Origin of the sequence: Nocardioides sp. WS12 (assembly GCF_014108865.1) — a bacterium.
In the GTDB taxonomy this organism is placed as follows: domain Bacteria; phylum Actinomycetota; class Actinomycetes; order Propionibacteriales; family Nocardioidaceae; genus Nocardioides.
The window spans coordinates 3,758,125-3,784,803 of sequence record NZ_CP053928.1; the positions used below are offsets into that span (position 1 = coordinate 3,758,125).

A 26,679-nucleotide genomic window follows, 5' to 3' on the forward strand; every position below is an offset into this window, starting at 1 on the left:
ATCAGTCGAGGTAGTCGCGCAGGACCTGCGAGCGCGACGGGTGACGCAACTTCGACATCGTCTTCGACTCGATCTGACGGATCCGCTCACGGGTCACGCCGTAGACCTTGCCGATCTCGTCCAGCGTCTTCGGCTGGCCGTCGGTCAGGCCGAAGCGCATCGACACGACGCCTGCTTCACGCTCGGAGAGCGTGTCGAGGACGGCGTGCAGCTGCTCCTGGAGCAGCGTGAACGACACCGCGTCAGCCGGGACGATCGCCTCGGAGTCCTCGATCAGGTCACCGAACTCCGAGTCGCCGTCCTCACCCAGGGGGGTGTGCAGCGAGATCGGCTCACGGCCGTACTTCTGGACTTCGACGACCTTCTCCGGGGTCATGTCGAGCTCCTTGGCGAGCTCTTCCGGAGTGGGCTCGCGACCGAGGTCCTGCAGCATTTGGCGCTGGACGCGGGCGAGCTTGTTGATGACCTCGACCATGTGGACCGGGATCCGGATGGTGCGGGCCTGGTCGGCCATGGCGCGGGTGATCGCCTGACGGATCCACCACGTGGCGTACGTCGAGAACTTGTAGCCCTTGGTGTAATCGAACTTCTCGACCGCGCGGATCAGACCGAGGTTGCCCTCCTGGATCAGGTCCAGGAACAGCATGCCGCGGCCGGTGTAGCGCTTGGCCAGCGAGACGACGAGACGCAGGTTGGCCTCGAGGAGGTGGTTCTTGGCGCGGCGGCCGTCCTCGGAGATCCACTCGAGCTCTTCGGTCATCTTCGGGCTGATCTTGCCGCCCTTGCCGAGCTTCTCCTCGGAGAAGAGACCGGCCTCGATGCGCTTGGCGAGCTCGACCTCCATCTCCGCGTTGAGGAGAGGGACCTTGCCGATCTGCTTCAGGTAGTCCTTGACCGGGTCGGCGGTCGCGCCGGCGACCATGACCTGCTGGGGAGGCTCGTCGGTGTCGTCGGCCGACGACACGACGAACGAGGACGTGGCCGTGGCCTCTTCCTCGTCGGCCTTGATGGTCGGGTCGGTCTTGACGTCCGCCTCGAACTGGTCGTCGGGGATGTCAGGAAGGATCTTCTTGCCGTCCGGGCCGACCGCGGGAGCGACGACCTCGGCGGCAGCAGCCCTGTTCGCGGCCGCCTTCTTGGCCGTGGCCTTCTTGGCAGGCGCAGCAACCGGAGCCGCGGCAGCGACGGGCGCAACAGCTGCCTTCTTGGCCGGCGCCTTCTTGGCAGTGGTAGCTGTGGTCGCGGCCGTCTTGCGGGCAGTGGCAGCCACCGCGCGCTGCTCGACGGGCGAGCCGAGCTCCACCGCGATGCCGAGGCCCGACAGGTGGCCCATCAGGCCCTTCAGGTGGGCAGGTGCGACGTCAGCAGCAGCACAGGCCTGACGGACGTCCTCCGCGGCGACACTCCCCGACGGCGCGCCACGCTCAATCAGCGCGACGATCGACGGGTGCGTGAGCACGACGGGCGGGACCGAACGATGGTTCGAAGACACGAACACCTCTCGATTCAAACGGAACTTGGGCGCGGCGAAGCCCGGAGGCGTCAAGACCGCTTCGTCATTCTGCCACGGGTCCGGGCACCCGCTGACATGCGGGGCCCTTGCGAGCCCGGAAGGTCAGTTCCGGACGTCGAGTTGAAGAACGAAGACGTACGGCGCAGAGTCACGCAGGTCCATCACGCCCAGCAGGGTGTCGGCGTCGACCCGACGGAAGACGTCGATGATCGGCAGGTGGTCGTAGACCATGGCCGCGGTGACGACGCCGCGGTACTCCACGGCCCGGAGCCGGGCCCGATGCTTCTTGGTCCGCAGGGCCGCCTTGAGCGCACCGACGGCTCCCTGGGAGCGGTCGACGACTGCCGAGGGAATCCGGGGCGCGATGCCGAGCGGCACCTTGCGCGGCTCGACCGCGAAGACCTCTCCCCCACGCCCCTGGAACAGCAGCGGGTGCACGTGGTCGGCGTCGTCGAACTGCTTGCCGTACCAACCCGACGCCTCGAGCAGGCCGTCCATCGGGTGACCGGTCAGCAGTTCGCGGCCGCGATACCTCCCGCGGAGTTCGTCGCAGCTCACAGCGGGCAGCGAGTCGAAGAAGGCGAGCGCCGTCTCCGGGTCGGTCCCGTGCTCGAGCTCGGCGAGCGTCGCGGCGGCGTTCGTCCCGGCGCTCATGCCGACACCCGCAGCGCACCGGGTGCGGTGGCGGGAACGACGGGTGCCTTCGGGGACACCGCCGCAATCCGCTGGTACGCCGCCCCGAGCGCAGGCCGCGCATCCTGCTCGCCCTTGTTCGGCCAGAACGCCATGGCCCGCTCGGCCTGGGCGGTGATGGTGAGCGACGGGTTCACACCGAGGTTGGCGGTGATGGCGCTGCCGTCGGCGATGTGGAGGCCGGGGTAGCCATAGACCCGCTGGTAGGGGTCGATGACTCCGGTTGTCGACGAGTCGCCGATGGTGCAGCCACCGATGTAGTGCGCCGTCGCCGGGATGTTGAAGATGTCGGCGGCGATGTTGCCGGGATCGGCATCCGCCTTGGCGGCGTACTCACGAGCTATCTCGTGCGCCAGCGGGATCCAGTCCGGGTTCGGCTCGCCGCTTCCCTGCTTCGTCGTCAACCGACCGCCCTTGAGGAACGACGTGAGCGAGTTGTCGAGCGACTGCATGACCAGCAGGATCACCGACCGCTCGGAGGCCCGTCGCAGGTCCATCGAGCGCAGCATGACCACCGGGTGCAGGACGACGGTCAGCAGGAAGCGCAGGAAGCGGAAGGCGCCGCCGTCGACCATCGGGACGGTCTGGGCGAACAGCGAGTTCTGGCCCTTGCCGTAGGTGCAGACCTCGACGTGCGTCTGCTCCTCGGGGTGGATCGACGACGTGATCGCCACCCCCTGCGCGAAGTCGTGCCGGCTCTGGCTCTGCACGCCGATGATCGCCTCGGAGTTGCTGCGGGTCAGCTCGCCCAGGCGCGGCGACAACTCGGGCAGGGTGCCGTCGTCGCGCAGCTGGTGGAGCAGTTTCTGGGTACCGAGCGCCGCCGCTGCGAAGACGACCTGCTGGGCGGTGAAGGTACGACGCCCCTTGCGGAGCTTGCCGTTGGACCGCTCGGTCTCGACGACGTAGCCGTCACCGTCCTTGCGAACCGAGGTCACCGTGGTGAGGGGGTGCACCTCGGCGCCGTTCTGCTCGGCCAGGTAGAGGTAGTTCTTGTCCGTGGTGTTCTTGGCGTTGTGCTTGCAGCCGGTGAAGCACTCCGAACAGTGGATGCAGCCGGAGCGGCGGGGACCGGCGCCACCGAAGTACGGGTCCTCGACCTCCGCGCCCTCGTGGCCCTCGTTGAAGAAGACGCCGACCTGGGTCTTGTGGAAGGTGTCGGCCACACCACGGTCCCGTGCGACCTGCAGCAACAGGTCGTCCTTGGGCCCGGTGCGCGGGTTCTCGACGACGCCGAGCATCCGCTTCGCCTGGTCGTAGTACGGCGCCAGCTCGACCTGCCAGTCCGTGATGTGCGCCCATGCCTTGTCGTCGTAGAACGCGGGGAGCGGCTCGTAGAGCGTGTTGCCGTAGATCAGGGAGCCGCCGCCGACGCCCGAGCCGCTGAAGACCAGGCACTTGCCGAGCAGGCTGATCCGCTGCGGCCCGGTGAGACCGAGCCGCGGCGCCCAGATGGACTTGCGGAGGTTCCAGTTGGTCTTCGGGAGGTCTTCCGCGTTCCAGCGTCGGCCCGCCTCGAGTACGCCGACCCGGTAGCCCTTCTCCGTGAGGCGCAACGCGGTCACGCTCCCGCCGAAGCCGGAGCCGACGACGATGACGTCGTAGTCGTGCGTCTTGTCACTGCTCATCAGGAAACCACCTCGTAGTCGGCAGGATCGAACTTCGCCTGCTGTTTGTACTGGATGCCGAGCAACGGCCAGTTGGTCGTGATCCGGCCACTCGCGGTGCGATACCACGACGAGCACTGGCTCCAGACGCTGTCGTTGAGCTTGGTCTGGATGCGGTCGTCGTACGCCTGCTCGACCTCGGGCTTGATGGCCAGGGGTCGGCCGACCTCGGCGAGGCGGGCGACGTACTTCCCGAGGTACGCGGCCTGCGCCTCGAGGAAGTAGATGATGGAGCCGCCACCGGTATTGGTGTTCGGGCCGTACATGATGAACAGGTTCGGGAAGTGCGGGACCGTCATGCCGTAGTAGGCACGCGCACCGTTGGCGCTCCACTCGGCGTGCAGGTCGCGGCCGTCGCCGCCCTTGATCGACATCGGGGCGAGGAACTCGGTCGCCTTGAAGCCGGTGCCCCACACGATCGCGTCGACCTCGTGCTCCCGGCCGTCGGTTGTCACTACGCCGTTCGGGGTGATTCCCGTGATCGCGTCGGTGACGACGTCGACGTTGGGCTGCGCGAGGGCGGGCAGGTAATTGTCGGAGAACAGGATCCGCTTGCAGCCAACCGGGTAGTCGGGCCAGACCTTCTCGAACAGTCCCGGCTTGGCCTCGGCCTGCTTGCGCATGTGCCGCTTCGACCTCGCCTTCAGCGCGGCGGCCAGCGGTCGGGAGTAGACCCACGCGATGCTGAGGGCCTCGACGGCGCCGTACCAGGTGAGCCGTTCAGCGCGCTCGGTCACCGGAACCTTCTCGAACACCTTGTGGTGGCGTTCGCTGAACTCGCGGTCCGGCCGCGGCAGGAGGTAGGGCCCCGTGCGTTGGAACAGGCTCAGGTGCTCGACCTGCTTCTGGAGTTCGGGCACGAACTGGATCGCGCTGGCTCCGGTGCCGATCACCGCGACCCGCTTGCCCGTCAGGTCGACGTCGTGGTCCCACTCGGCCGAGTGGAAGCTGTCACCCGCGAAGGAATCGGCGCCGGCGATGGCGGGAATCGAGGGCCGCGACAACTGGCCGACCGCGGACACGAGCACGTCCGCCACGACCGGATCGCCGGTGCTGAGCTCCACGGTCCACTTGCCGGTGGCCTGGTCGTACGCCGCCCCGGTCACCTCGGTGCCGAACCGGATGTGGCGCCGTACGTCGTACTTGTCGGCGACGTGGCGGATGTAGTCGAGGATCGCGGGCTGCCGCGAGAAGCGGTGCGGCCAGCGCGGGTTGGGCTCGAAGGAGTACGAGTAGAACGGCGACGGCACGTCGCAGGCCGCGCCCGGGTAGGTGTTCTCGCGCCACACTCCCCCGACGTCGTCGGCCTTCTCGAGCACGACGATGTCGTCGAAGCCCTGCTTCTTCAGTTCGATCACCGCCGCCAGACCACCAAATCCGGTGCCGATGACAGCGACGGACGGGTTCATCGAGTTCATCTCAGGCGTCCTTACGGAGTGCGGCGTCCGACAGAACCAGTCGGGCGCAGGTGGCGGGGTCGTCGTTGAACGGCAGGTGGCCGCATCCGGCCAGGTCGACGTGCTGGGCGAAAGGAAGGGCGACGCGAGCGCGGGCGCTCTGCGTCCGGTGGATGAGTACGACGTCACGAGTGCCCCAAGCGACAGTCACCGGGATGTCGGGAAGTGCGCCGGGGTCGTCGTCGGCGCTGAGGACGTAGCGGGCGAAGTCCTTGCGCGCGGCCGGGAATGCGGCGCCCGCCGCGAGCCCCGCCAGGTCGGCGCGTGCGACGTCGGGGTCCACCCGGCTCGGGTGACCGAAGAAGCCGGCCAGCAGGGCGATGCGTGCCGCCCGGTGGTCGACCAGCCGACCCAGCACCGGCCCGGCGACCATGCCTGTGGAACGCATGCCGGTGAGCATGCCCTGGGTCCAGCGCAGACCCGGGGCGCCCCAGAAACCGACCGGCGCGAACGCGGTCACGCCCGAAGCAATGCCTCGCCGCCCGAGCTCGAGGGCCACACCGCCACCCATCGAACTTCCCACCAAATGGGGTCGCTCGATGCCGTTCTCGGCCAGCCACCCGGCCAGCCAGTCGGCGTACCCGCGCGGACCGGGCCGCACCCCGTCAGCGAGGGGCGACGCGCCGAAGCCGGGCAGGTCGATCGCGATCGTCTCGTGCTCTTCAGCGAGTCGGTCGAGGATCGGCTCGAAGCACTGCCAGCGACTGCCGATGCCGTGCACCAGGACGATCGGGGTACCGGCGCCGCGCCGGTCGTGCGAGATCGCGGTCACCGCTCGACGTCCAGGCCGAGGGTGTCCGCCGCGAGGCTCGCGCAGTGGTCGATGAACTCCTCGCGGGAGGTGTGGCGCACGCCCTCGCTCCATGCGAGGAACAGCGAGAAGATGGCGGCGGACAAGCCGATCAGGGTCCAGCCGCCTGCCGCACCTCGCAATGCTTCGGCACGTTCCGGTGCCACCTGCGCCACCACGGTCAGCACGAAATCCGGCATCGCGGCCTGCGATCGGGGGCGCAAGGTGTCGTCGGCAGCCGACTCGCGGAAGAGGATGCGCCCGAGCCTCGGGTCAGCCTCGACCACGTCAACGGCGGTCTCGAAGGCTGTCTTGATGGCGGTCGTGGTGCCACCTTCTGCGACGGCGACGACGGCCTCGAGAATCGGCTCGCGGACCCGGTCGACAGTTTCGTCGTACACCGCTTCGAGGAGCTCCTCGCGGGTGGCGAACAGGTCGTAGAAGTAGCGCGGCCCGACCGATGCGTCACGACACGCGGCCCGCATGGTCAGCGCCGCAACGCCCTGGGTACCGACAAGTTCGAGGCCGGCCTCGACCAGGCGATGCCGGCGGTCGGCCTCACGGGCGTCGGGCGTCTGGCCCTGCCAGAGCCGTCCGGCGGGGGCATCCGGATCAACGTCGGTCGAGGTCGTCGCGCTGGGCATGCGACGACCATACAGGAATCATGCGATTCCCGGAAGCAGGTGATTCCTACTTTTCCTTGGCCGCTGCCTTGGCTGCCTTCTTGTGGTCCCGCACCTTCTGCAGCGACACCGGGTCGACGACGTCGGCCACCGAGCGGAATCCGTCGAGGGCGTAGTCCCCCGCCGCCTTCTCCCAGCCAGCCGGTCGTACGTCGAGCTGCTTGGCCACGAGCGCGACGAAGATCTTCACCTTCTGCGCACCGAAGCCGGGCAGGGCGTTGATGCGCTTGGCGAGGTCCTTGCCGTCGGCGGCCTCGGTCCAGATCCGCGAGGCATCGCCGTCGTACTCGTCGACCACGATGCGGGCCAGTTCCTGGAGGCGAGCCGCCATCGAACCCGGGAACCGGTGGATCGCCGGAGTGGTCGAGCAGAGCGCCGCGAACTCCTCCGGATCGGCCGCTGCGATCGCCGCGGGGTCGAACGGGCCGAACCGGCTGACGACCTTCTGCGGACCAGCGAAGGCATGCTCCATCGGGTACTGCTGGTCCAGCATCATGCCCACAAGAAGGGCGAAGGGGTTGGTCGACAGCAGTTCGTCAGCTTCGGGGTTGTCGGTGATGTGGATGGCCATGGGGCAATCCTGCACCACACCCATCAGGCGCGGGGTGGGCTGGGCAACCGCAGATCAGAGGGCTTCGAGGCTCGCCATCAGGTGCGCCCGCACCGCCGGCCACGACGGATGGGACGCCTCGGCTCCGGGGATCGCCGCGACGAGCACCGTGCCGCGAAGGGTGGCCATCACGATCTGCAAGAGATCGGCAAACCCCGGACGGGCGGCGTACGTCGGAATCGCCTGCGCCGAGACGAACTGCAGGCCGGCCATACCGGCCCCGACCAGTTCGGCCACCCGTCGGGCCAGCTTGGGATCGGTGCGCGCAACGGTGAACAGTTCGAGCACCGCCGGCGTGACCGGGAGGTTGTGGATCTCCCAGATCATGTCGAGCAGTTCGCCGGCACGTTCGAGCTCGTCGCCTCCCTTGACCCCACGCTGGATGGCGTCGGCCATCAACTGCTCGGTCAGCCGGACCATCGCGGCATCGACGAGGGCTGCCTTCGTCGGGAAGTAGTGCTGCTGCGCGCCCTGGCTCACACCCGCCCGCTCGGCCACTCGCCGCGTGGTGGTCGCGACGTAGCCGAGCTCGGCGAGGCACTCGATCGTGGCGTCGAGGAGCTTGTCGGTCGTCGCCGAACGGCGATCGACCTGGCGGCGCGGCGCGGTCGGGGACATGCGCCGATCGTGGTGCAGGTCTCGCAACATTTGCAAGTCAGGTGACTTGCCAGTCGTCTGACTGGCAACTACTGTCGACCCACCACACAGGAGGAGTCACATGAAGAACTTCCAGGACCGCGTCGTCGCCGTGACGGGCGCCGGATCAGGCATCGGCCGCGCGCTGGCGCTGCAGCTCGTCGACGAGGGCGCTCGCGTCGCGCTCAGCGACTGGGATTCTGCCGGCCTCGCCGAGACCGAACTCCTCTGCAAGGAACTCGGCGCGACTCCCCACACCCAGGTCCTCGACGTGCGGGACCGGGCCGCCGTGCACGCCTGGGCCGACGCCGTGGCTGCCCACTTCGGCACGGTCAACATGGTGATCAACAACGCCGGCATCACCATCTTCGGCACCATCGAGGAGAGCCCGTACGAGGACATCGAGAAGGTCATCGACGTCGACTTCTGGGGTGTCGTGAACGGAACCAAGGCTTTCCTCCCCCACCTGATCGCTTCCGGCGACGGCCAGGTCGTGAACGTGTCGAGCATCTTCGGGCTGTTCAGCGTTCCGACGCAGAGCTCCTACAACGCGGCCAAGTTCGCGGTCCGCGGGTTCACCGAGGCGCTGCGCCAGGAGATGCTCGTGGCCGGTCACCCGGTCGGCGTCACCTGTGTGCACCCGGGCGGCATCAAGACCAATATCGTCAACAACGCCACGGCCAGCAACGACGGCGACACCGCCGGGCTGTCGCGTCTCTTCGAGGAGAAGTTGACCCGTACGTCGCCGGAGACCGCTGCGCGGACGATCCTGCGCGGCGTGACCCGTCGGCGGGCCAAGGTCCTCATCGGAGCGGACGCCATCGCGGTCGACCTCGTCGTGCGGGTCCTCGGGTCGGCGTACCAGCGGCCGTTCGCAGCGGTGTCCCGTCGCCTCACCGGCTCCCTGAAGAAGGCATCGGCATGAGCACGGGCCAGATCACGCCGGTCGTCGACCACCTCGCCGCACCGATCGACCTCCCCAACGGCCAACGACTGGCCAACCGGTTCATGAAGTCGGCGCTGAGCGAGTCGCTCGGCGATCGCGACGGCAGTCCCTCGGATCGGCTCGAGCGGCTCTACGCGCGCTGGGCGGACGGCGGCTACGGCCTCGTCGTCACCGGCAACGTGATGGTCGATCGCCGTCACCGCGGCGAGCCCGGCAATGTCGCGGTCGAGGACGACCGACACCTCGACCAGCTGCGGCACTGGGCCCGTGGCTTCCAGGACAGCGGCACTCCCCTGTGGATGCAGATCAACCACCCCGGGCGGCAGGCCAACGCGCTCATCACCCGGAACCGCCCGGTCGCGCCCAGTGCGATCACCGCGAAGGTCCCCGGAGCGGTGAAGCCCCGCGCGCTCGAGGACGCCGAGATCCGCGACATCATCGAGCGCTACGCAACGACCGCCGCGATTGCCGAAGCAGCAGGCTTCAGCGGCGTGCAGGTGCACGGTGCGCACGGCTACCTCGTCACCCAGTTCCTCTCGCCGCTGAGCAACCAGCGTGACGACGCCTGGGGCGGTGACTCCGAACGCCGCCGCAGATTCGCCCTCGAGGTGGTCAGTGCGATCAAGGCCGCCACCGGGCCCGACTTCGCCGTCGGCATCAAGCTCAACTCGGCGGACTTCCAGCGCGGCGGTTTCACCGAAGAGGAGTCGCGTGACGTGGTCACCGCACTGGTCGACCGCGGGATCGACATGATCGAGATCAGTGGCGGGTCGTACGAGGCCCCGGCGATGATGGGCGCGATGCGCGCGTCGACGGCTGCCCGTGAGGCCTACTTCCTCGAGTACGCCGCTTCGGTGCGGCATCTGGCGGGCGTCGTACCCATTGCGGTGACGGGTGGCTTCCGCTCGACCGCAGCCATGGAAGAGGCGGTCGCGTCCGGGGACTGCGACATCGTTGGTCTCGGGCGTCCGACGTGCATCGTTCCCGACGCACCCCGCTCCATCCTGGAGAACGGCCGGACCTCACTGCCCAGTGCACAGGTTCGCGCGGGTCTCCGTGCCGTGCTCGGCAAGGTCACCAACCTCCGCACCATGGACAGCGCCATCGACCTGTCGTGGCACACCGACCAGTTGCACCGGATGGGCGCGGGCAAGGAGCCCGACCTCGACCGTTCGTGGCTGGAGACGGCCATCATGCTGGGCCTGCGCAACGGCCCCGGCGCGTTCCGGGAGAAGCGCGGCTGACCCCAGCAGGTCAGGCGTGCTGCGCTGCGATCTTCTCCAGGCCGGCCCACAGCACGTCCATCATCCGCTCGACGAGCGTGTCGATCGACGTGTCCGGGTTGCGCCGCCACCACTTCGCCGCCTGTTCGGCTGCGCCCGAGATGGCGTGGGCGTAGGTCATCGCGGCGTCCTCGGCCAGCTTCGGAGCCCCCGCGCGCAGGAGTGCGGTGATGACCTCGACGGTCTGGTAGCGGAAGGCGGCGGCCGCGTCCGCGACCGAACCCGTGGCAGCGGCACCTCCGCCGAACAACACGTCCCACTTGGAACCGCCGTCACGGACGAACCCGAAGTAGGCGTGGAAACCCGCGCGCAACTGCTGCTCAGGAGCATCGTGCTGCGCTGCCGCGGAAACCATCGCCCCGTCCAGCGCCTCGCGAGCGACCCGGACGCACTCGAGGTAGATCTCGTCCTTGTCGGCGAAGTACTTGTAGATCAGGGTGCGTGTGACGCCCGCTTCCGCGGCGATGTCGTCGACCGCCGTGCCCTGGAAACCGAGCCGCGCGAACACGTCCTCGGCGACGGCGAGGAGCTGAGCGCGACGCGCCTCGGGTGCGAGGCGACGCCGGGGCCCGGGGCCCTCGGAGCGTTGACGGGCGGGCACGCCTCAACCCTAGGACACGGGCGGAGCGTCAGGGCTTCCAGTCGAGAAGCACCCCGGCCGCGGCAACGGCCACGAACCACCAGACGAAGGCGAACACACCGAGGGGCACCAGTCGCTGCGGGACCGGCGTCCACCACGCGAAGCAGGACAGGAGCATCACGACCCACGTCAGCAGCAAGAAGGCGGCGACCCAGATCGGGACCAGCCAGAAGGCCACGCCGTAGAGGAACGCAGACGAGACGACCAGGCCGAGGCCGATGAACGGTGCCGCGGTGATCTGTTTGCCCGTGGCAGGGTCAATGACCACCGGACGGATCCGGCGGCGGCGGGAGAAAGGCACCTAACGACCGATCACTCGGGCTCGACGTCGTCGTTCCAGACCGGGTCCTCGTCCCAGGCCTCCGTACGCTCCGCAGCCTTCTCTACCGCGCGCGATGCCTCGGCCTCCGTGTCATAAGGCCCGAGACGATCCTTGTTGGGGCACCCTTCGGCGCCTTCGACGGTGTGATGGGTGAGGCAGAACCAGTACGCCATGGCAAGAAACCTACTACTGCCCGGCAGCGCGGTGGGAGGCGTCGCCTGGCAGCTTGCTGCCCGAAATACGCCGGAAACGCGCTCGGGCGAATGATTCAGTAGTGTCCGGACATGAGCACGATGTTCGAGGGCTACGGGACCAACGGACCCGCCTACGACGAGATGTTCGACGGCGCACAGTTGCGGCCGCCGTACCTCCGGATGCGTGACTCGCTCGACAAGATGAGCACGCCCGAGTTGATCAGCCGGGTCGAGGCGCTCCAGGCGAGCTACCTCGACCAGGGCATCACTTTCGACATCGGCGGCGAAGAGCGCGCCATGCCGCTCGACATCTTGCCGCGCGTGATCGAGATGGACACCTGGTCCGTGATCGAGAAAGGCCTGCAGCAACGGGTCCAGGCACTCGAGATGCTCCTCGCCGATGTGTACGACGCCGGGAACGTCTTCGACGACGGGGTGATCCCCCGCGCCGTGATCACGACCAGCTCCCACTTCCACCGGCAGGCCGCGACGGTCCGGCCGGCCAACGGGGTGCGGGTGCACGTGGCCGGCATCGACCTGATCCGCGACAACCTCGGCGAGTTCCGGGTGCTCGAGGACAACGTGCGGGTGCCGTCGGGGGTGTCGTACGTGATGACCAGCCGGCGCGCGATCTCCGCGGCGCTGCCCGAGACGATCGCGCAGCACCGGATCCGGCCGGTGGCCAGCTACCCGCAGCGGCTGCTAGCGGCACTGCGGGCTGCGGCGCCGGCGGGCGTCGCAGACCCGACGGTCGTCGTACTGACGCCGGGGGTCTACAACGGCGCGTACTTCGAGCACACGCTGCTCGCGCGGACGATGGGCGTCGAGCTCGTCGAGGGACGCGACCTGGTCTGCAAGCGCGGCGAGGTGATGATGCGGACCACCAAAGGCCTGGCCCCGGTGCACGTGATCTATCGCCGGATCGACGACGAGTTCCTCGACCCGGTGCACTTCCGGGCGGACTCGATGCTCGGATGCCCGGGCCTGATCGACGCGGCCCGCGCCGGGAACGTGACGCTGGCCAACGCGGTCGGCAACGGCGTCGCGGACGACAAGCTCGTCTACACCTACATGCCCGACATCATTCGGTACTACCTCCGCGAGGAGCCGGTGATCCGCAACGTCGACACCTGGCGCTGCGGTGATGCCGCGGCCCGCGAAGAGGTGCTCGACCGGATGGACGAACTGGTCATCAAGCCGGTCGACGGGTCCGGCGGCAAGGGCATCGTCATCGGGCCTCGTGCGACGCGCGCCGAGCTCGACGAACTCCGCGCCAAGGTGATCGAGGACCCACGGGCCTGGATCGCCCAGCCGGTGGTGCAGTTGTCGACCGTCCCGACCTTCGTCGACGGCGAGCTCGGGCCGCGGCACGTCGACCTGCGGCCGTTCGCGGTCAATGACGGCAACCGCGTGTGGGTGCTGCCCGGCGGCCTCACCCGGGTCGCACTCGGCAAGGGCGAGCTGATCGTGAACTCCTCGCGCGGTGGAGGCACCAAGGACACCTGGGTGCTGGCCGGGCCGACGAGTGCCGAGCTCGCGCAGCCCGATTCGCAGACGCAGTCCCAGACGCAGACGCAGACGCAGGAGGTGGAGTGATGCTCAGCCGGATCGCCGAGTCGCTCTTCTGGATCGGCCGCTACATCGAGCGAGCCGACGACACCGCGCGGATCCTCGACGTCCAGACCCAGTTGCTGCTCGAGGACGGATCAGTCGACGAGACCCAGACCTGCCGCGACCTGCTGGCCTGCATGGGCGTCGAGCCGGACATCGCCGCTGAGTTCGGCGTCGACATGCACGGCCCGGTGACCATCGAACAGGTGCTGCGCCTGCTCGCCTACGACCCGCAGTGCCCCAACTCGATCGCGGCCATCTTCTCCTCCGCACGGGAGTCGGCGCGCGGTGCGCGCGAGACGCTGACCGTGCCGCTGTGGGAGGTCATCAACACCACCTGGCGCCCGATTCCGACGGGACACTTCGAGACCCTCCGGCCGCCGTACGTCTTCCAGTGGGTGCGCGAACGCGCCGCCCTGATCACCGGTACCGCCGACGCCACGATGACCCGCGACGAGAGCTGGCAGTTCATCATGCTCGGCCGCAGCATCGAGCGCGCTGACATGACCTCACGACTCGTGGCCACCACGGCTTTGTCGAGTGCCGCCGACCGATGGACCTCCGCCTTGCGTGCGTCGGGTGCGTACGACGCCTTCCTGCGCACCTATCGCGGCATCGAGACCGACCGGGCCGCGGCGGAGTTCCTGCTGCTGGACCGGCTGTTCCCGCGATCGGTGGTGTTCGCGCTCAACCTCGCCGAGGAGTCCATGGACAGGATCGGCGGCGACCCGCACCGCGCCGGGTTCCAGGACGAGGCCCACCGGCTGATCGGCCGGGTCCGGGCGGAGCTGGAGTACCGCTCGCTCGCGGATCTCGTCGCCGACGTACCGGACGAGATGGAACGGTTGCAGCGCACCTGCGCCGCGGCCACCGACGCGATCAGCCACCGATACTTCGCGGGCGCCGAAGCCGTCGCCTGGAAGGGAGTCGGCGTATGAGCATGCAACTGCGGATCGTGCACACCTCCAAGTACGAGTACGACGGCCGGGCAGCCGCGTCCTACAACCAGGCCCGGATGACGCCGGTGACCACGCCGGAGCAGATCGTCGTGCACAACCGGCTCGAGGTGACGCCGAAGCCGTGGAGCTCCACGTCCACCGACTACTTCGGCTGCCAGGTGACAGCGTTCGAGGTCGTCGACCCGCACGACGTCATGACGGTGACGGCGACCTCGACCGTGCAGGTGAACCGCACCGGCTCCCCCGTCGCCACGACCCCCTGGTCGTCGTACACCGAACGCGAGGTGAGCGACCGCTGGACGGAGTTCCTCGTGGTGAACGACCTCGTCGAGCCGCCGGCCGACTTCGCTGACCAGGTCCGCCAGATCGGAGAATCGTCCGCACTGCCGGGCTTTGCCGCCCTCGAGGTCTGCCGCCTGGTGCACGAACAGATCAACTTCCTGCCCGGCTCCACCGACGTCGAGTCACCGGCCGCCGAGGCATGGGCACAACGTGCCGGCGTCATCCAGGACATGGTCCACCTGACCATCGGCGGGCTGCGCACACTCGGCATCCCCGCCCGCTACGTCTCCGGCTACGTGCACCCCGTCGAGGATCCGGTCGTCGGCGTGACCGTCGCCGGTGACTCGCACGCGTGGGTGGAGTGGTGGGACGACGGCTGGCAGGGCTTCGACCCGGGCACCAACACGGCACCGGGCAACCGGTACGTCGCGATCGGCCACGGCCGCGACTACACCGACGTCCCGCCCCTGCGCGGCATCTACTCGGGCGCGAAGACGGCCAAACTCGACGTCCTCGTCGAGGTCACCCGGATCAGCTGACCCGGCCCACGCTCCGCTCGACCCGCAGCACGTCGTACTCGTGCTCGGGGTCGCCCGTCATCACCGCCGCGAGGCGTAGGTGCGGCAGCGCGTCGTCGTACTTCGACTGCCGCTCGAGTGTGCGCCCCAGGGTGTGCCGGGACCACGTGTCGGTCGGGTCCTCCTCGACCAGCGCGGTGAGTTCGGCGGTGGCCTTCAGGAGATGGGCGCGCTGGAAGTACGCCCATGCGCGAAGTGAGCGCAGTCCGCGATTCGCGGGCTCCTCGACCAGCGCCGGCTCGAGCACCTCGAGGGCCTCGCGGGGCGCGTTGCGGCTCAGCAGGTCGTGCGCGGTCCGGTACGCCGACGCGTGGTCGCTGGTCGCGCCCGGGAACACGATCGCCGGAGCCTGGAGGCGGAACTCGGTCATGGTCGTACCAACCCTCCGGCCCTGATCGATGTTCCCGCCGGTGGTTGAGGTGCGAGCGAAGCGAGCCTCGAAACCCCCAGAACGCCCCCACCCCACTAGGGTGACCCACGGACGGGCTGGTCGGGCGACCGCGTGATCTCCGCCGTGAGGCGACAGGTCCCGAGGAAAGTCCGGGCTCCACAGAGCAGGGTGGTGGGTAACACCCACCCGGGGTGACCCGCGGGAAAGTGCCACAGAAAACAGACCGCCGGCGCTCTTCGGAGAATCGGTAAGGGTGAAACGGTGGGGCAAGAGCCCACCAGTGCCTCGGGTGACCGGGGCAGCTAGGCAAACCCCACCCGGAGCAAGACCAGACAGCACGCGCTTGAGGGCTGCTCGCCCGAGCGTGCGGGTAGGTTGCTGGAGGCTGTCGGCAACGGCAGCCGTAGATGGATGGTCGCCCCCTGGCAACAGGGACAGAACCCGGCTTACAGACCAGCCCGTCCCCCATTCGCTGCAGACGTGCGGTTCTCCGTTTCGAATCAGTCCAGTTCGTGCGCGCTTGCACCGGGCTGGACACCGGCAAAGAGGAACCCCCTTTGTTGCTATGCGAGCCATAGCCAGATTCACGGCCGCGAGCGCTTCGCCACGGCGATGCGCGGTCCATCCGGTCCTACCCTTGGCCCATGTCTCTTGAACGATTGGCTGCGCGGGTCGTCGTGCTCGACGCATGCGACCGCATCCTCCTGTTCGAGGAGCAGGACCCCGCCGAACCCGATCGGCCTACCTGGTGGATCACTCCGGGAGGAGCGCTGGAGAATCAGGAATCGTTCGCTGAGGCCGCTGCCCGTGAGCTCCGCGAGGAGACGGGACTCTGCTCCGATTCCTTGGTGGGCCCGATCGCCACCAACAGCTTCACCATGACCTACAAGGGCCGCGAAGTGCGCCAGACCGAGCAGTTCTTCGCTGTACGGGGCGAACCGGCCGAGGTCACCTTCACGGCGTGGACCGCCTTTGAGCGCGCTGTGCTCCTGGGCGGACGATGGTTCGGGATCGAGGAGCTGGCTTCGTCGGGCCTCGTGTTCTACCCACCCCGTCTCCCGGAGATCGCTGCGGGCGCGGTCCGACTGACCGCTAGCATCTGAGCTCGGAGATCCTCACGCCAAGGGACCGGACAAATGGTGAATCTGAACCAACTGGAAGTGTTCGTTGCCGTCGTGGAAGCGGGCGGGTTCTCAGGCGCTGCCAAGTCCCTCTACATGAGCCAGCCGTCGGTCTCGAACCACGTACGGAACCTCGAGAGCTCACTCGGTGTGCAGTTGGTCGAACGGACGACCCAGGGGGCGCGTACGACGCCGGCCGGCGACGCCGTCCTCGAGCATGCGCGGCTGATCTTTGCCCAGCTCCGGACCTTGGAGAACCGGGTCTCGCAGTTCCAGGGACTCGATGCCGGCATCCTCTCCCTGGCCGGCACGACGTCCCTGGGCACTTACCTGTTGCCGCGGCTGGTGGCGGACTTCGCCAGGCGAGCCCCGAACGTCGAGTGCCAGATACGGGTCGGGAACGAAGAGCGGGTCGAGGACTGGCTGATCAAGGGCGAGGTCGCTCTGGGTCTGTGTATTGACCAACCACGGGAGCACCTGGACGCCGAGCCGCTGTTCCGGGAGGAGCTCGTGCTGGTCGCGGCTCCCGACAGCCCTCTGGCGGGACGCGTGCTGGAACCGGCCGAACTCCGCGGGCAACGATTTCTGATGCGGGAGAAGGGGTCGGCGACCCGCAAGCAACAGGAGGACGTCCTGAACCTGTGGTGTCTCATGGACGCGCCGCGCTGGGAGCTGTGGGGACCAGACACCCTGAAGGAGGCCGTCCAGGCAGGCCTGGGCGTGACGCTCCTGTCCGAACACGCCACCGCCCGGGAGCGGAACAGCGGTCTGCTCGTGGCGCTCACTGTTGAGCCAGTGCCTCCGGCGCGGACCGTGTCGTTGGTCCGCCGGGGCGACCGTGCGCTGACACCTCCCGAGGAAGCGTTCGTCACAATGCTTCGCGCTGTGGGAGCCTGGCCGAAGTAGGGAGGCGGCCTGGCCCCCACAGCGCGGGGTGGGGCGGGAGGTTTGGTCAGTACCGGATGCAGGCCGAACGCAGGTCGGTGTAGAACTGCCACACGTCCGCCGAGCACTCGGGTGCGCCGAGCTGGGAAGCCTTGGCCCCCATGTGCGGAAGGTGTGAGTAAGCACCGACACCGGGACGGTTGACGTGCAGCATGCCGGCCTCGAAGTCCTGCAGCGCCTGGAACATGTACGCCGGGTTCTGCGTGAAGATCGTGCCCGACATGCCGTACTTCACCGAGTTCGAGATCCGCATCGCGTCGTCGTACCCGTTGCAGGTGATGACCGACAGGACAGGGCCGAACACCTCCTCCTGGGCAAGCTCGGAATCCCAGGCCACCTGGTCCAGCACCGTCGGCTGGATGAAGTAGCCCGTGGTGTCGAGCTCGGCGGCCGCGCCGCCGGCAACGACCGTCGCACCATCAGCCACGGCCTTGGTCACGGCGTCGAGGCAGGCGCGGTACCGCTCGTCGTTCACGACCGGCCCGATGTCGGCGTCCGGTTGGCTGCCGGGACCGATCTTCATGGCGCGCACTCGCGGCACCAGGCGGTCGAGCAGCGCGTCGTGGACCTTCGCGTCCACGATGATCCGGCTGGTCGCCGAACAACGCTGACCGGACTGGCCGAACGCACCATGGATGATTGCGTCGGCCGCCGCGTCGAGGTCAGCGTCCTCCAGCACGATGAGTGCGTTCTTGCCTCCCAGTTCGAGCTGCGCCCGCATCAACCGGTTGGCACCCGCCCGGTTGATCGCCTGGCCGACCGGGAGCGAGCCAGTGAACGAGATCCCCGCGATCCGGGGGTCGTTGACCAACGCCTCCCCTGCTTCCCGGTCACCTTGGATCAGGTTGAGGACACCGGCCGGCACACCGGCATCGATGAAGGCCTGGACCAGAAGGGCCGACGTCAGCGGAGTCAGTGGCGACGGCTTGAGTACGGCGGTGCAACCCGAGAGCAGCGCCGGCGCGACCTTCCACACCGGGATGGCGAACGGGAAGTTCCACGGCGTGATGAGGCCGACGATGCCGATCGGACGGCGGAACGTGAGGACCATCGTCCGCGGCTCCTCCGCGGCCGTCGTCTCGCCGTTCATCCGGCGGGCCTCGCCGATGTGGAAGTCGAGGATGGCCAGGCTTCGGGTCACCTCGCCCCGGGCCTCGGACAGGCGCTTGCCCTGCTCGCGTGTGATTGCCTCGGCGATCCCGTCGATTCGTTCTTCGATGAGTCGGCCTGCCTTGGTGAGGACCTTGGCCCGCTCGATCGGTCCGATGGCGTCCCAGTCGTGCTGTGCTGCCTGCGCGGCATCGATCGCTCGGGTCACGTCGTCGGTGACCGACTCGGTGAACTCTCCGATGATGTCGTCGATGTCGGCCGGGTTGTGGTTCGACCTCGTCTCGCCGCTCGAACTGGGCGCCCAGACGCCGTCGACGAAGTTGAGGAGATGATCAGGCTTGACCTTGAAGTCCAGAGTGGACACGGAACTGCTCCTTGCTGGAAGAGGGATCAGGGGAACCGCACGGCGATGCGCGGGTCACTCCCGTGGTTGGCGATGGCGACCGCTTCAACGATGTCGTCGAGGGCGAAGGGTTCGGGCACCAGGTCCGAGAAGAGTGACTGGTACGGGGTCCTCTGCAGGAAGGCGACAGCCTCGACCAGGTCGTCGACCCGGTAGTTGTGGCTGCCGACGACCGTGGTCAGGTTCTTGACGTAGCCGCTCGGTTCGAACTGAATCGGCGGTGCCGGCGACACCGAACCGACCAGGGCGATGCGGCCGCCCATCTCGACGATGTCGAACGCCGTCTGCACGGCGCGGCTGTTGCCGGAGAGTTCGAAGATGACATCCGCACCCTGCTCCGCCACCACCTTTGCCAGCGTCTCCGGGCCGACCGTTTGAGTCGCCCCGAAGAGCCCGGCCAGCGCCCGGCGGGCCGGGTCGACGTCCGAGGCAATGACCGTGGTCGCACCACGGTCACGGGCATACGCCACGGCAGTCAGCCCGAGCATGCCGCAACCGAGGACCACGACGACGTCGTCGGCGGTGAGGTCGACACGGCGTGCCGCGCAGGTGACCGTCGCCGTGGCGCAGTTGGCAGGTGTGGCGACCGAGGCGGGCAGGTCGTCAGGCAGCCGGACGATGCCGGTCCCTGCGGCGAGGTGGACGTGGTCGGCGAACCCGCCGTTGAGCTGCCAGTGGTCGTCGATGGCCTCGTGCCCGTACTTGCGCACGGTCGCGCACTTCTGCGGAATGCCTCGGAGACACCGGCGACACGTGCCGCAGGAGGTTCCGATGGTCCAGGTGATCCGCTCCCCGACTGTCACCGGCCGGCCATCGGCGATCACCTCCCCACCGGTGGCCACCACGTGTCCGATCGCCTCGTGCCCGAGCACGGTCGGCAGCGGGGTCGGCCGGTCACCGTTGATGGTGTGCAGGTCGCTGCCGCAGATCGTGGCGAGCTCCGTGCGGACCAGGACCTCGCCGGCCCGAAGCGTCGGGAGCGGGACCGACTGGAGCGCGAAGCCCTTGTCAGTGCCGTCCCAGATCGCTGCCGTGGCCGAGCCCGTGGTCTGCGTCATCGAACCCTCTCTTCCGTGCAGCACATCGGCTGCCGTTGTCGCGGTCATCGGCGGATCGTGCTTGCGACCAGGGCGCTGGCGGTGCAGCAGGCAGCGACGATCGGGAAGATCAGCCCGGCGTCGCCGCCGTTGCTGTCCATGATGTGCCCGATGATCGGTTCCGCGGCACCCGCGAACAGGTAGGCGAAGAAGTTGACCACACCGATCGCCGTACCCGCCATGACCTTGCCAGCCAAGTCGGGGCACAGCGCCCAGAAGGACGACTGGGGACCGTAGACGAAGAAGCCGCAGAGGAACAGCAGCACGATGCCGAGGCCCGGACCGGGGTCGATCATCCACATGGCCAGCGAGGACAGTGCACCCAGCGCCATGAAGACCATGATCGGGAGGTCGCGACGTGAACCGAACACCCGGTCCGAGAGCTGGCCGTTGGTCATCGCTCCGACGGCCATGCCGAAAGGCAGCGCCAGCGAGATCCACAGGCCACCGGGGGTGTCCTTCCAGGTGTCGCCGAGGAAGTAGACCGGGACCCAGATGAGCAGGCCGTACCGGGCGGAGTTCTGGAAGCCGATCGCGATGCCGGTCTGCCAGATCTTCGGGATGCTCAGGACCGCCTTGTAGCGGGCCTTGGAGCTGAGGGCCGGGCCGGCGCTGTCGTGTGCCACACCGTCGGCGTCGTGGGTGAACGAACGCGGCGGGGTGATGCCGGCGTCGCGGGGGGTCTCTCGGGCGACGAGGTAGAAGGTGATACCGCCGACGAGCATCAGCAGGACCGGGATGCGGAACAGCCACTGCCAGCTGAGGTCGAAGGTGTCGATCGTCAGCGTCGACGTCACGTAGACGAGCACCGACGACGAGCCCGCGGCGAGCGTGTAGAAGCCGAAGCTCTTGCCCCGCTCACTGTGGCTCCACCAGTTCGAGATGACACGGCCGCCGGCCGACCAGCCCATGGCCTGGACGAAGCCGTTGGCACCGAGCGCAAGGACCATGCCGAGGTACGACGTCTGGAAGCTCGCGACGAGGCAGAAGAAGGTCGACAGGATCGCACCGAGTGCCATCAGGCGCCGGCCGCCGAACTTGTCGGAGAGGTTGCCGTTGACCATCTGGCCGATGGCGTAGGACCAGAGGGCTACGGCACTGATCGAGCCGACGGTCGCCTTGTTCCAGCCGAACTCGTCCTGGATGCCGGCGATGGCGAAGCCGAAGGCCTGCCGGCCCGTGTAGAAGAAGAGGTAACAGAACATGGCGGCCAGGAGCATCCGCCAGGCCATCTTGCGGAAGCTGTGTTCAGAAGCGGGTGGGTCGAGGGTCTCGGCCTTGTCGATGAGAGTCATGGGAATGTTCCGATCGTGGGCGCCGGGCTAGACGGCGGAAGAGTGAGTGAGTTGCTCGGAGACGACGGTTGTGGCGACCCAGAACGCGTCGTAGTTGTGCACGAACGCCGGACGGCCGTAGGGCTCGTCGAGCTGCTCGGGCTGCGGCAACTGCCGGTTGATGATGAACGGGATCTGGAGCTCGCCGAGCGCGCCGTGTGAGCGCAGCGGGGCGTCCAGGCCGCTGAGGTCGTGCCAGGCGGCGTAGCGACCGACGGCCGTGCCTTCTTCGCCGAGGACGACGATGTCGCCGATACGGTCGGCGGGCATGGAGAAGGTCCCGGCCGCTTCCTCACGGTTGTACGCCGCCTGCACTCCGGGGACGGTACGGAGGGCAGCGATCGTCGCTTCCCGGTCCACGCCCTCGGGCAGGTAGACGCTGGCGAAGGAGCCGAGTGCGCCGTGGTGCACGGTGTACGGGTCGGTGATCGGCAGGATCACCCGCAGGCCATCGCTGTCGGGCTCGACACCTTCGGTGCCGAGGATCCGGCGAACCTCGTCCTCGACGAACAGGACGTTGGCCTTGCCGTCGGCGCCGGTCTTGGCGCTCATGCCGTGGTCGGCGGTGAGGACCACGATCGCGCCGAGTGCTTCCAGTTCCGCCGCGTAGCGATCGATCTCGGCGTACAGGTCGTTGGCAGCCTCGGTGCCGGGGGCGTTCTTGTGCTGGATGTAGTCAGTGAGCGAGAGGTACATCAGGTCGGCGCCCCTGGTGCGCAGGATCTCCACACCGGCCGCGAGGGCGAAGATGCTCAGGTCGGCGGAGTAGACGCTCGCGAGCGGCTTCCCGACGAGCTCGAGCACGTCCTCGATGCCGTTGTCCGCGACGGTCGCCTGGTCGGCCTTCTCGGCGGAGAAGCAGATGCCGCGACGGGTCGGCGGTACGAACTCGCCGGTACCGGCCAGGCTCGGGCCGTCCTCGACGACGCCGGCGCCGAGCAGGCGACGGAGCTTGTCCTTGGCGGTGACGATCACGACGTCGAGACCGGCCTCGTTCGCCGCGGCGAAGAGGGTGGGTGCACGCAGGAACTTCTTGTCGTTCATGAGCACCTCCTCACCGGTCGTGGTGTCGAAGATGTAGTTGCCGCTGATGCCGTGGACGGCCGGCGGCTGGCCGGTCGCGATCGACACGTTGTTGGGGTTGGTCAGCGCCGGCATGGCGCAGTGCGCCTCCCAGGAGCTGGCCTGCTGGCTCTCGATGACCTTGGCGAGCCAGGGCATCCGACCGGCCTTGATGGCCTCGAGGTGGTAGTCGGGTTCGCTGCCGTCGATGCAGATGACCACCACCGGGACGTCCGGAGTGGTGTAGGTGCGATCGTTCACGGTGAACGTGGTGCTCACAGTTTTCTCCTCCTGGGATTCGGGTCGGATGACCTGTGCCAAGAGTCGTGTCGCACGTCACATCGAGGAACCCCGTGTTGGCCTATGGCAGCCATAGGGCGGTGCGAACGCGGCTACGGGAGGAGACCGCGGCGCCGCGCCTCGACGACGGCGGCCTGCCGCGTCGATGCATGAAGCCGGGCCATGACGGTGCGCAGATAACTCTTCACGGTCGGGACCGACAGGCCCAGGTGGGCGGCGATCTCGGCGTTCTTCAAACCGAGGCTGACCAGCCGAAGAATGTCGACCTGACGCGGCGTCAGGGCGTCGGCGCCGGGATCGACCTGCTCACCAACCGGCGGTTGTCCGGTCCCGCCGGCGGCCGCGAGGATCAGCCGCACGCGATGGTCGACCTGGTCGCGGATGTTCAGTTCGTGCGCCACCCGGCCCGCCTGCCGCTCCAGCAGGCGCAGAACCTCGGACGCCCGTGCGGGCGATCGGGTGCCGGCGTACAGCAGGCCACGGAGGTGACGACGGACGATGATCGGAGCAACAGCGAGACCGACGATGCCCTCGCCAAGGATCTGGTCATCGAAGTCGTGCGTGATGTCTTCGGCGTTCTCGTAGTCATCGACCGCCAACGGTTGCCCGGTCTCCCAACTCCGTCCCCCGAGCCCCCGCGACGGCGACAGGACGATCGAGGTGAGGCGCTTGCTTGCGCCGGCAACGGCGGTCACCCGGACGCGGCCGTTCTCGCTGAGGCCACCAAATGACACAGCTCCCCGGAGCGCCTGACGAACCTCACGGCTGGTCTGCCGAAGCAGGGCGACGTCGTCAGGTCGCATCAGATCGACAGACATCGCGTACCTACTTTCGGACGTGCCGGCGCCGCGCGAGCGACCGCATCATGTGGCGCACACCACTTCGGCGACGCGTCATTGTCGCCGCCCCACCCATCGGAGGCAATCCCCCATGTCTGAGCAGCCCACGATCCTGGCCCCGGATCGAACGTCCTTCGCACCGCCGACCGAGCTGGCTGCGCAGGCCAATGCGACCGCCGATTCCTACGCGGACGCTACCGCCAATCGGCTCGGATACTGGGCCGATCAGGCTGGTCGGATCACGTGGGCCGAGCCCTTCACCGAGGTGCTCGACTGGTCCAATCCCCCCTTCGCCAAGTGGTACGTCGGCGGCCGCCTCAATGCGGCGTACAACTGCGTCGACCGGCACGTCGAAGCCGGCAACGGCGACCGCGTGGCCCTGCACTTCATCGGGGAGCCGGGCGACACCCGCGACATCACCTACGCGCAACTGAAGGACGAGGTCTCGCGGGCCGCGAACGCCCTCACCGACCTCGGCATCCGGGCTGGGGACCGGGTGGCGATCTACCTCCCGATGATTCCCGAGGCCGTGGTGGCGATGCTCGCGTGTGCCCGTCTCGGCGCGCCGCACACAGTGGTGTTCGGGGGCTTCAGCGCCGACGCCCTGGCGAGCCGGATCGTCGATTGCGACGCGAGGATTGTGATCACCGCTGATGGCGGCTACCGACGCGGAGCCACCTCAGCGTTGAAGCCGGCCGTCGACGACGCTCTCTCGAAGCTCGGCGGCGACAGTCCCGTCGACCATGTCGTCGTCGTCCGTCGTACCGGCCAGCACGTCCCGTTCGACGACGCAACCGACGTGTGGTGGCACGACGTGGTGGACGGGTCCTCCCCCGACCACACACCGGAGGCCTTCGACTCCGAGCACCCCCTCTACGTCATGTACACCTCAGGCACCACCGGCACTCCCAAGGGAATCCTGCACACGACGGGCGGATACCTCGTGCAGACGACGTCGACCTTCTGGAGCGTCTTCGACCACAAGCCCGACGACGTCTACTGGTGCACCGCCGACATCGGCTGGGTCACCGGCCACTCGTACGTCGTCTACGGTCCGCTCGCCAACGGCGCCTCGCAAGTCCTCTACGAAGGCACACCCGACGCACCCCACCGCGGCCGGTGGTGGGAGATCATCCAGGACAAGGGCGTGACGATTCTCTACACCGCCCCGACCGCCATCCGGACGTTCATGAAGTGGGGCGAGCAGATCCCCGCGGAGTACGACCTCTCGACGCTGCGGATTCTCGGTTCGGTCGGCGAATCCATCAATCCGGAGGCGTACCACTGGTACCGCGAGCACGTGGGCGGCAGCAACGCACCGATCGTCGACACCTGGTGGCAGACCGAGACCGGCGGCCACATGATCAGCCCGCTCCCCGGGGTGACCGAGGGCAAGCCCGGCTCCGCCATGACTCCCCTTCCCGGCATCGTCGCCGACGTCGTCGATGACGCCGGTCAGTCCGTCGCCAACGGTGACTCCGGCTATCTGGTGATCCGCGAACCATGGCCCGCCATGCTCCGCACCATCTGGGGCGACGACGAGCGCTATCGCGACACCTACTGGTCGCGGTGGGAAGGGATGTACTTCGCCGGCGACGGTGCCCGACGGGACGAAGACGGCGCCATCTGGCTCCTGGGGCGCGTGGACGACGTCATGAACGTGTCCGGCCACCGCCTCTCGACCACCGAAATCGAGTCCGCGCTGGTGTCACACCCCAAAGTCGCCGAGGCCGCTGTGGTCGGGGCAGCCGACAACACGACCGGCCAGGCGGTGGTGGCCTTCGTCATCCTTCGTGAGTCCGCTGCGGACGACGGCACGGACGTCGTTGCCGATCTCCGCGCCCACGTTGCCAGGGAGATCGGCCCGATCGCCAAGCCCCGCCAGATCACGGTCGTCCCCGAGCTACCCAAGACACGCTCAGGCAAGATCATGCGCCGACTCCTTCGTGACGTGGCCGAGAACCGCGAGATCGGCGACGCATCGACCCTTGCTGACGCATCCGTGATGGAGAGCCTTCGCGGCGGCGATTCCCGGCACGCCAACTACTGCGGCACCCCCCGCATGTGACCGAAGAACTCCTCCGACTCCTCGAGCCCTTCGAGGCTCGGAGCGACGTGCTCGCCGAACACCTTCTGCTCCTGCTTGCGCCGCAGGTCCAGGTGCGCCTCGGCCGGCGGGTCGTACCCGTAGAGCTTCTGTGCTTCACGGGGAGTCATCGTGACCGGGTTGGTGGCCGGGATCCCGAGGACCGCGGGCATGAGGATGTCCGCGACGCCCGGGACGAGGTACGACCAGACCGCGTCGTACAGGTGGATGTTGCTGTTGATGGCCGTCATGAGGGCGCGCATGGCGGGCTGCACGATGGCGTCCTCTGCGGCCGACTGCTTGAGACCGAAAAGCTGACGGATGTACTGCGGGTACGTCGAGATGGTCGCCATGGTCGCGAAGCGGGCGATCAGCAACATGATCGGCTTGACGAACTCCGGCTGGTCCTGCGGCAGGGCGACCTCGGTGTGCAGGATCATCCGCACCATGGACTGGGCTGTCTGGGACGCGGCCAGGCGAGGCTTCCAGGACTCGAAGTAGGCGACGACGGCCTCCCGGGTTCGGGGTACGTCGTCCGGATTGATCGTCTGGCACTGCGCCGCGATGGCGCACTGCTCCCAGTACTCCGCCTCCTCTGCTGCCGGGAGCTTGCCGGGTCCGAACATCTCGTAGCAGTAGAGGATCGAGTGCCAGGCCGTCATGTGGATCCACAGCTGCGACTCCGGCGAGTTCGAGTCGTAGCGTCCCCCGGTCACGGGATCGTTCCCGATGCCCAGCGAGTGCACCTTGACCAGGATGTCGGCGGCCTTGGTGGCAGCGGCCGTGTCTCCCGCAGCCACGAGGGCGAAGTACCGCATGGTGCGTTCGTAGCGGTTGCGTGGACGCGACTTCACGCCACCCGAGTTCACGACCGACGCATTGAGGTTCGGGTCGAGGAACTCGATCGTCACGGAACGCTGAAACCCCATGATCGCCGAGCTCGGATAACACCAGACCTTCCAGGCCACCGACCCCGGTCCGAAGAACCCGTAGTCCGGCAGCGGCTCGTACTTCTGCCTGACCCGGTCGACCCCGATGTCCCCCATCGAACCGACCTTGTCGATGGCCTTGAAGACGACGTCAATGTTGGGCAAGAGCTCCATTGCGACCTCCGCGATGCGTGAGAC

At 68.0% G+C, this 26,679-nt stretch carries 26 protein-coding genes and 1 other RNA gene; 9 read left to right on the forward strand and 18 right to left on the reverse strand.

The window, feature by feature from the left end; all coding sequences use genetic code 11:
- Position 1: 1 nt before the first annotated feature.
- The 8 genes from HRC28_RS18165 to HRC28_RS18200 all read right to left on the reverse strand — a co-directional run bounded on the left by HRC28_RS18165 (position 2) and on the right by HRC28_RS18200 (position 8,031).
- Complete coding sequence (locus HRC28_RS18165; protein WP_237111556.1) at positions 2 to 1,498, reverse strand: RNA polymerase sigma factor; 1,497 nt, start codon at positions 1,496 to 1,498, stop codon at positions 2 to 4.
- 117 nt (positions 1,499 to 1,615) lie between these two features.
- Positions 1,616 to 2,167, reverse strand: coding sequence for a DUF4334 domain-containing protein (locus HRC28_RS18170; RefSeq protein ID WP_182376840.1), 552 nt, complete (start codon positions 2,165 to 2,167; stop codon positions 1,616 to 1,618).
- Positions 2,164 to 3,834, reverse strand: a complete 1,671-nt coding sequence (locus tag HRC28_RS18175; RefSeq protein WP_182376841.1) for a GMC family oxidoreductase — start codon at positions 3,832 to 3,834, stop codon at positions 2,164 to 2,166. Before HRC28_RS18175 ends, HRC28_RS18170 begins: the two co-directional genes overlap by 4 nt.
- Entirely contained in the window at positions 3,834 to 5,291 is a 1,458-nt protein-coding gene (locus HRC28_RS18180) for an NAD(P)/FAD-dependent oxidoreductase (RefSeq protein ID WP_202033110.1), read from the reverse strand. Before HRC28_RS18180 ends, HRC28_RS18175 begins: the two co-directional genes overlap by 1 nt.
- A gap of 1 nt (position 5,292) precedes the next feature.
- Positions 5,293 to 6,102 (reverse strand): alpha/beta hydrolase, encoded by an 810-nt coding sequence (locus HRC28_RS18185; RefSeq protein WP_182376842.1) that lies wholly within the window; start codon positions 6,100 to 6,102, stop codon positions 5,293 to 5,295.
- A complete protein-coding gene (locus HRC28_RS18190; protein ID WP_182376843.1) occupies positions 6,099 to 6,764 on the reverse strand; it encodes a TetR/AcrR family transcriptional regulator in 666 nt (221 codons plus the stop codon). Before HRC28_RS18190 ends, HRC28_RS18185 begins: the two co-directional genes overlap by 4 nt.
- A 46-nt stretch (positions 6,765 to 6,810) precedes the next feature.
- Complete coding sequence (locus HRC28_RS18195; RefSeq protein WP_182376844.1) at positions 6,811 to 7,374, reverse strand: HhH-GPD-type base excision DNA repair protein; 564 nt, start codon at positions 7,372 to 7,374, stop codon at positions 6,811 to 6,813.
- Between the two features lie 54 nt (positions 7,375 to 7,428).
- Positions 7,429 to 8,031: a TetR/AcrR family transcriptional regulator gene (locus HRC28_RS18200; protein WP_182376845.1), complete on the reverse strand. Its 603-nt coding sequence runs from the start codon at positions 8,029 to 8,031 to the stop codon at positions 7,429 to 7,431.
- Positions 8,032 to 8,131: 100 nt separating this feature from the next.
- Here HRC28_RS18200 and HRC28_RS18205 point away from each other — a divergent pair, with 100 nt between their 5' ends.
- Positions 8,132 to 8,974 carry an SDR family NAD(P)-dependent oxidoreductase gene (locus HRC28_RS18205; protein ID WP_182376846.1) on the forward strand — a complete coding sequence of 281 codons (843 nt, stop codon included), beginning with the start codon at positions 8,132 to 8,134 and terminating at the stop codon, positions 8,972 to 8,974.
- The gene (locus tag HRC28_RS18210; protein ID WP_182376847.1) at positions 8,971 to 10,239 is read left to right on the forward strand and encodes an NADH:flavin oxidoreductase/NADH oxidase family protein; all 1,269 of its coding nucleotides are present in this window, start codon (positions 8,971 to 8,973) and stop codon (positions 10,237 to 10,239) included. The genes HRC28_RS18205 and HRC28_RS18210 overlap by 4 nt, the downstream gene beginning before the upstream one ends.
- Before the next feature lie 10 nt (positions 10,240 to 10,249).
- Here HRC28_RS18210 and HRC28_RS18215 read toward each other — a convergent pair whose 3' ends face one another.
- Genes HRC28_RS18215 through HRC28_RS18225 form a run of 3 tightly spaced genes read right to left on the reverse strand, consistent with a single transcriptional unit; the run spans position 10,250 to position 11,413 of the window.
- Positions 10,250 to 10,879: a TetR/AcrR family transcriptional regulator gene (locus HRC28_RS18215; RefSeq protein WP_182376848.1), complete on the reverse strand. Its 630-nt coding sequence runs from the start codon at positions 10,877 to 10,879 to the stop codon at positions 10,250 to 10,252.
- Positions 10,880 to 10,907: 28 nt separating this feature from the next.
- Positions 10,908 to 11,219 carry a hypothetical protein gene (locus tag HRC28_RS18220; protein ID WP_182376849.1) on the reverse strand — a complete coding sequence of 104 codons (312 nt, stop codon included), beginning with the start codon at positions 11,217 to 11,219 and terminating at the stop codon, positions 10,908 to 10,910.
- A gap of 11 nt (positions 11,220 to 11,230) precedes the next feature.
- The gene (locus tag HRC28_RS18225) at positions 11,231 to 11,413 is read right to left on the reverse strand and encodes a hypothetical protein (RefSeq protein WP_182376850.1); all 183 of its coding nucleotides are present in this window, start codon (positions 11,411 to 11,413) and stop codon (positions 11,231 to 11,233) included.
- Between the two features lie 111 nt (positions 11,414 to 11,524).
- Between HRC28_RS18225 and HRC28_RS18230 the strand changes: the two genes are divergently transcribed.
- The 3 genes from HRC28_RS18230 to HRC28_RS18240 are packed head-to-tail and all read left to right on the forward strand — an operon-like array spanning position 11,525 to position 14,825.
- Complete coding sequence (locus HRC28_RS18230; protein WP_182376851.1) at positions 11,525 to 13,030, forward strand: circularly permuted type 2 ATP-grasp protein; 1,506 nt, start codon at positions 11,525 to 11,527, stop codon at positions 13,028 to 13,030.
- Positions 13,030 to 13,983, forward strand: a complete 954-nt coding sequence (locus tag HRC28_RS18235; RefSeq protein ID WP_182376852.1) for an alpha-E domain-containing protein — start codon at positions 13,030 to 13,032, stop codon at positions 13,981 to 13,983. The genes HRC28_RS18230 and HRC28_RS18235 overlap by 1 nt, the downstream gene beginning before the upstream one ends.
- Positions 13,980 to 14,825, forward strand: a complete 846-nt coding sequence (locus HRC28_RS18240; protein WP_182376853.1) for a transglutaminase family protein — start codon at positions 13,980 to 13,982, stop codon at positions 14,823 to 14,825. Before HRC28_RS18235 ends, HRC28_RS18240 begins: the two co-directional genes overlap by 4 nt.
- Here the strand turns inward: HRC28_RS18240 and HRC28_RS18245 are convergent.
- Positions 14,818 to 15,234 (reverse strand): tetratricopeptide repeat protein, encoded by a 417-nt coding sequence (locus HRC28_RS18245; RefSeq protein WP_182376854.1) that lies wholly within the window; start codon positions 15,232 to 15,234, stop codon positions 14,818 to 14,820. The two genes, HRC28_RS18240 and HRC28_RS18245, sit on opposite strands and share 8 nt — an antisense overlap.
- Before the next feature lie 112 nt (positions 15,235 to 15,346).
- Between HRC28_RS18245 and rnpB the strand changes: the two genes are divergently transcribed.
- The 3 genes from rnpB to HRC28_RS18260 all read left to right on the forward strand — a co-directional run bounded on the left by rnpB (position 15,347) and on the right by HRC28_RS18260 (position 17,282).
- Positions 15,347 to 15,720, forward strand: an RNA gene (rnpB, locus tag HRC28_RS18250) — RNase P RNA component class A.
- A gap of 179 nt (positions 15,721 to 15,899) precedes the next feature.
- The gene (locus HRC28_RS18255) at positions 15,900 to 16,358 is read left to right on the forward strand and encodes an NUDIX domain-containing protein (RefSeq protein WP_182376855.1); all 459 of its coding nucleotides are present in this window, start codon (positions 15,900 to 15,902) and stop codon (positions 16,356 to 16,358) included.
- A gap of 33 nt (positions 16,359 to 16,391) precedes the next feature.
- Complete coding sequence (locus tag HRC28_RS18260; protein WP_182376856.1) at positions 16,392 to 17,282, forward strand: LysR substrate-binding domain-containing protein; 891 nt, start codon at positions 16,392 to 16,394, stop codon at positions 17,280 to 17,282.
- Between the two features lie 46 nt (positions 17,283 to 17,328).
- Here HRC28_RS18260 and HRC28_RS18265 read toward each other — a convergent pair whose 3' ends face one another.
- The 5 genes from HRC28_RS18265 to HRC28_RS18285 all read right to left on the reverse strand — a co-directional run bounded on the left by HRC28_RS18265 (position 17,329) and on the right by HRC28_RS18285 (position 23,445).
- Positions 17,329 to 18,795 (reverse strand): aldehyde dehydrogenase family protein, encoded by a 1,467-nt coding sequence (locus HRC28_RS18265; protein WP_237111557.1) that lies wholly within the window; start codon positions 18,793 to 18,795, stop codon positions 17,329 to 17,331.
- 26 nt (positions 18,796 to 18,821) lie between these two features.
- Complete coding sequence (locus HRC28_RS18270; protein WP_182376857.1) at positions 18,822 to 19,940, reverse strand: zinc-binding dehydrogenase; 1,119 nt, start codon at positions 19,938 to 19,940, stop codon at positions 18,822 to 18,824.
- Positions 19,937 to 21,226, reverse strand: a complete 1,290-nt coding sequence (locus tag HRC28_RS18275; protein WP_202033111.1) for an MFS transporter — start codon at positions 21,224 to 21,226, stop codon at positions 19,937 to 19,939. Before HRC28_RS18275 ends, HRC28_RS18270 begins: the two co-directional genes overlap by 4 nt.
- Before the next feature lie 27 nt (positions 21,227 to 21,253).
- A complete protein-coding gene (gene phnA, locus HRC28_RS18280; protein WP_182376858.1) occupies positions 21,254 to 22,606 on the reverse strand; it encodes a phosphonoacetate hydrolase in 1,353 nt (450 codons plus the stop codon).
- 113 nt (positions 22,607 to 22,719) lie between these two features.
- Complete coding sequence (locus HRC28_RS18285) at positions 22,720 to 23,445, reverse strand: LuxR C-terminal-related transcriptional regulator (RefSeq protein ID WP_182376859.1); 726 nt, start codon at positions 23,443 to 23,445, stop codon at positions 22,720 to 22,722.
- Between the two features lie 112 nt (positions 23,446 to 23,557).
- Here HRC28_RS18285 and acs point away from each other — a divergent pair, with 112 nt between their 5' ends.
- Positions 23,558 to 25,534 (forward strand): acetate--CoA ligase, encoded by a 1,977-nt coding sequence (gene acs / locus HRC28_RS18290; protein WP_182376860.1) that lies wholly within the window; start codon positions 23,558 to 23,560, stop codon positions 25,532 to 25,534.
- Here the strand turns inward: acs and HRC28_RS18295 are convergent.
- Positions 25,510 to 26,655, reverse strand: coding sequence for an oxygenase MpaB family protein (locus tag HRC28_RS18295; protein WP_202033112.1), 1,146 nt, complete (start codon positions 26,653 to 26,655; stop codon positions 25,510 to 25,512). The two genes, acs and HRC28_RS18295, sit on opposite strands and share 25 nt — an antisense overlap.
- Positions 26,656 to 26,679: the final 24 nt, after the last annotated feature.

What these genes read in the sequence shown, in the direction of transcription:
- HRC28_RS18285 (WP_182376859.1), bottom strand. Translation starts at nt 23,445, where the DNA reads ATGTCTGTCGATCTGATGCGACCTGACGACGTCGCCCTGCTTCGGCAG.
- acs (WP_182376860.1), top strand. Translation starts at nt 23,558, where the DNA reads ATGTCTGAGCAGCCCACGATCCTGGCCCCGGATCGAACGTCCTTCGCA.
- HRC28_RS18190 (WP_182376843.1), bottom strand. Translation starts at nt 6,764, where the DNA reads ATGCCCAGCGCGACGACCTCGACCGACGTTGATCCGGATGCCCCCGCC.
- HRC28_RS18295 (WP_202033112.1), bottom strand. Translation starts at nt 26,655, where the DNA reads ATGGAGCTCTTGCCCAACATTGACGTCGTCTTCAAGGCCATCGACAAG.
- HRC28_RS18255 (WP_182376855.1), top strand. Translation starts at nt 15,900, where the DNA reads ATGTCTCTTGAACGATTGGCTGCGCGGGTCGTCGTGCTCGACGCATGC.
- HRC28_RS18195 (WP_182376844.1), bottom strand. Translation starts at nt 7,374, where the DNA reads ATGGCCATCCACATCACCGACAACCCCGAAGCTGACGAACTGCTGTCG.
- HRC28_RS18260 (WP_182376856.1), top strand. Translation starts at nt 16,392, where the DNA reads ATGGTGAATCTGAACCAACTGGAAGTGTTCGTTGCCGTCGTGGAAGCG.
- HRC28_RS18275 (WP_202033111.1), bottom strand. Translation starts at nt 21,226, where the DNA reads ATGACTCTCATCGACAAGGCCGAGACCCTCGACCCACCCGCTTCTGAA.
- HRC28_RS18200 (WP_182376845.1), bottom strand. Translation starts at nt 8,031, where the DNA reads ATGTCCCCGACCGCGCCGCGCCGCCAGGTCGATCGCCGTTCGGCGACG.
- HRC28_RS18270 (WP_182376857.1), bottom strand. Translation starts at nt 19,940, where the DNA reads ATGACCGCGACAACGGCAGCCGATGTGCTGCACGGAAGAGAGGGTTCG.
- HRC28_RS18205 (WP_182376846.1), top strand. Translation starts at nt 8,132, where the DNA reads ATGAAGAACTTCCAGGACCGCGTCGTCGCCGTGACGGGCGCCGGATCA.
- HRC28_RS18235 (WP_182376852.1), top strand. Translation starts at nt 13,030, where the DNA reads ATGCTCAGCCGGATCGCCGAGTCGCTCTTCTGGATCGGCCGCTACATC.
- HRC28_RS18175 (WP_182376841.1), bottom strand. Translation starts at nt 3,834, where the DNA reads ATGAGCAGTGACAAGACGCACGACTACGACGTCATCGTCGTCGGCTCC.
- HRC28_RS18210 (WP_182376847.1), top strand. Translation starts at nt 8,971, where the DNA reads ATGAGCACGGGCCAGATCACGCCGGTCGTCGACCACCTCGCCGCACCG.
- HRC28_RS18240 (WP_182376853.1), top strand. Translation starts at nt 13,980, where the DNA reads ATGAGCATGCAACTGCGGATCGTGCACACCTCCAAGTACGAGTACGAC.
- HRC28_RS18230 (WP_182376851.1), top strand. Translation starts at nt 11,525, where the DNA reads ATGAGCACGATGTTCGAGGGCTACGGGACCAACGGACCCGCCTACGAC.
- HRC28_RS18170 (WP_182376840.1), bottom strand. Translation starts at nt 2,167, where the DNA reads ATGAGCGCCGGGACGAACGCCGCCGCGACGCTCGCCGAGCTCGAGCAC.
- HRC28_RS18180 (WP_202033110.1), bottom strand. Translation starts at nt 5,291, where the DNA reads ATGAACTCGATGAACCCGTCCGTCGCTGTCATCGGCACCGGATTTGGT.
- HRC28_RS18225 (WP_182376850.1), bottom strand. Translation starts at nt 11,413, where the DNA reads ATGGCGTACTGGTTCTGCCTCACCCATCACACCGTCGAAGGCGCCGAA.
- HRC28_RS18245 (WP_182376854.1), bottom strand. Translation starts at nt 15,234, where the DNA reads ATGACCGAGTTCCGCCTCCAGGCTCCGGCGATCGTGTTCCCGGGCGCG.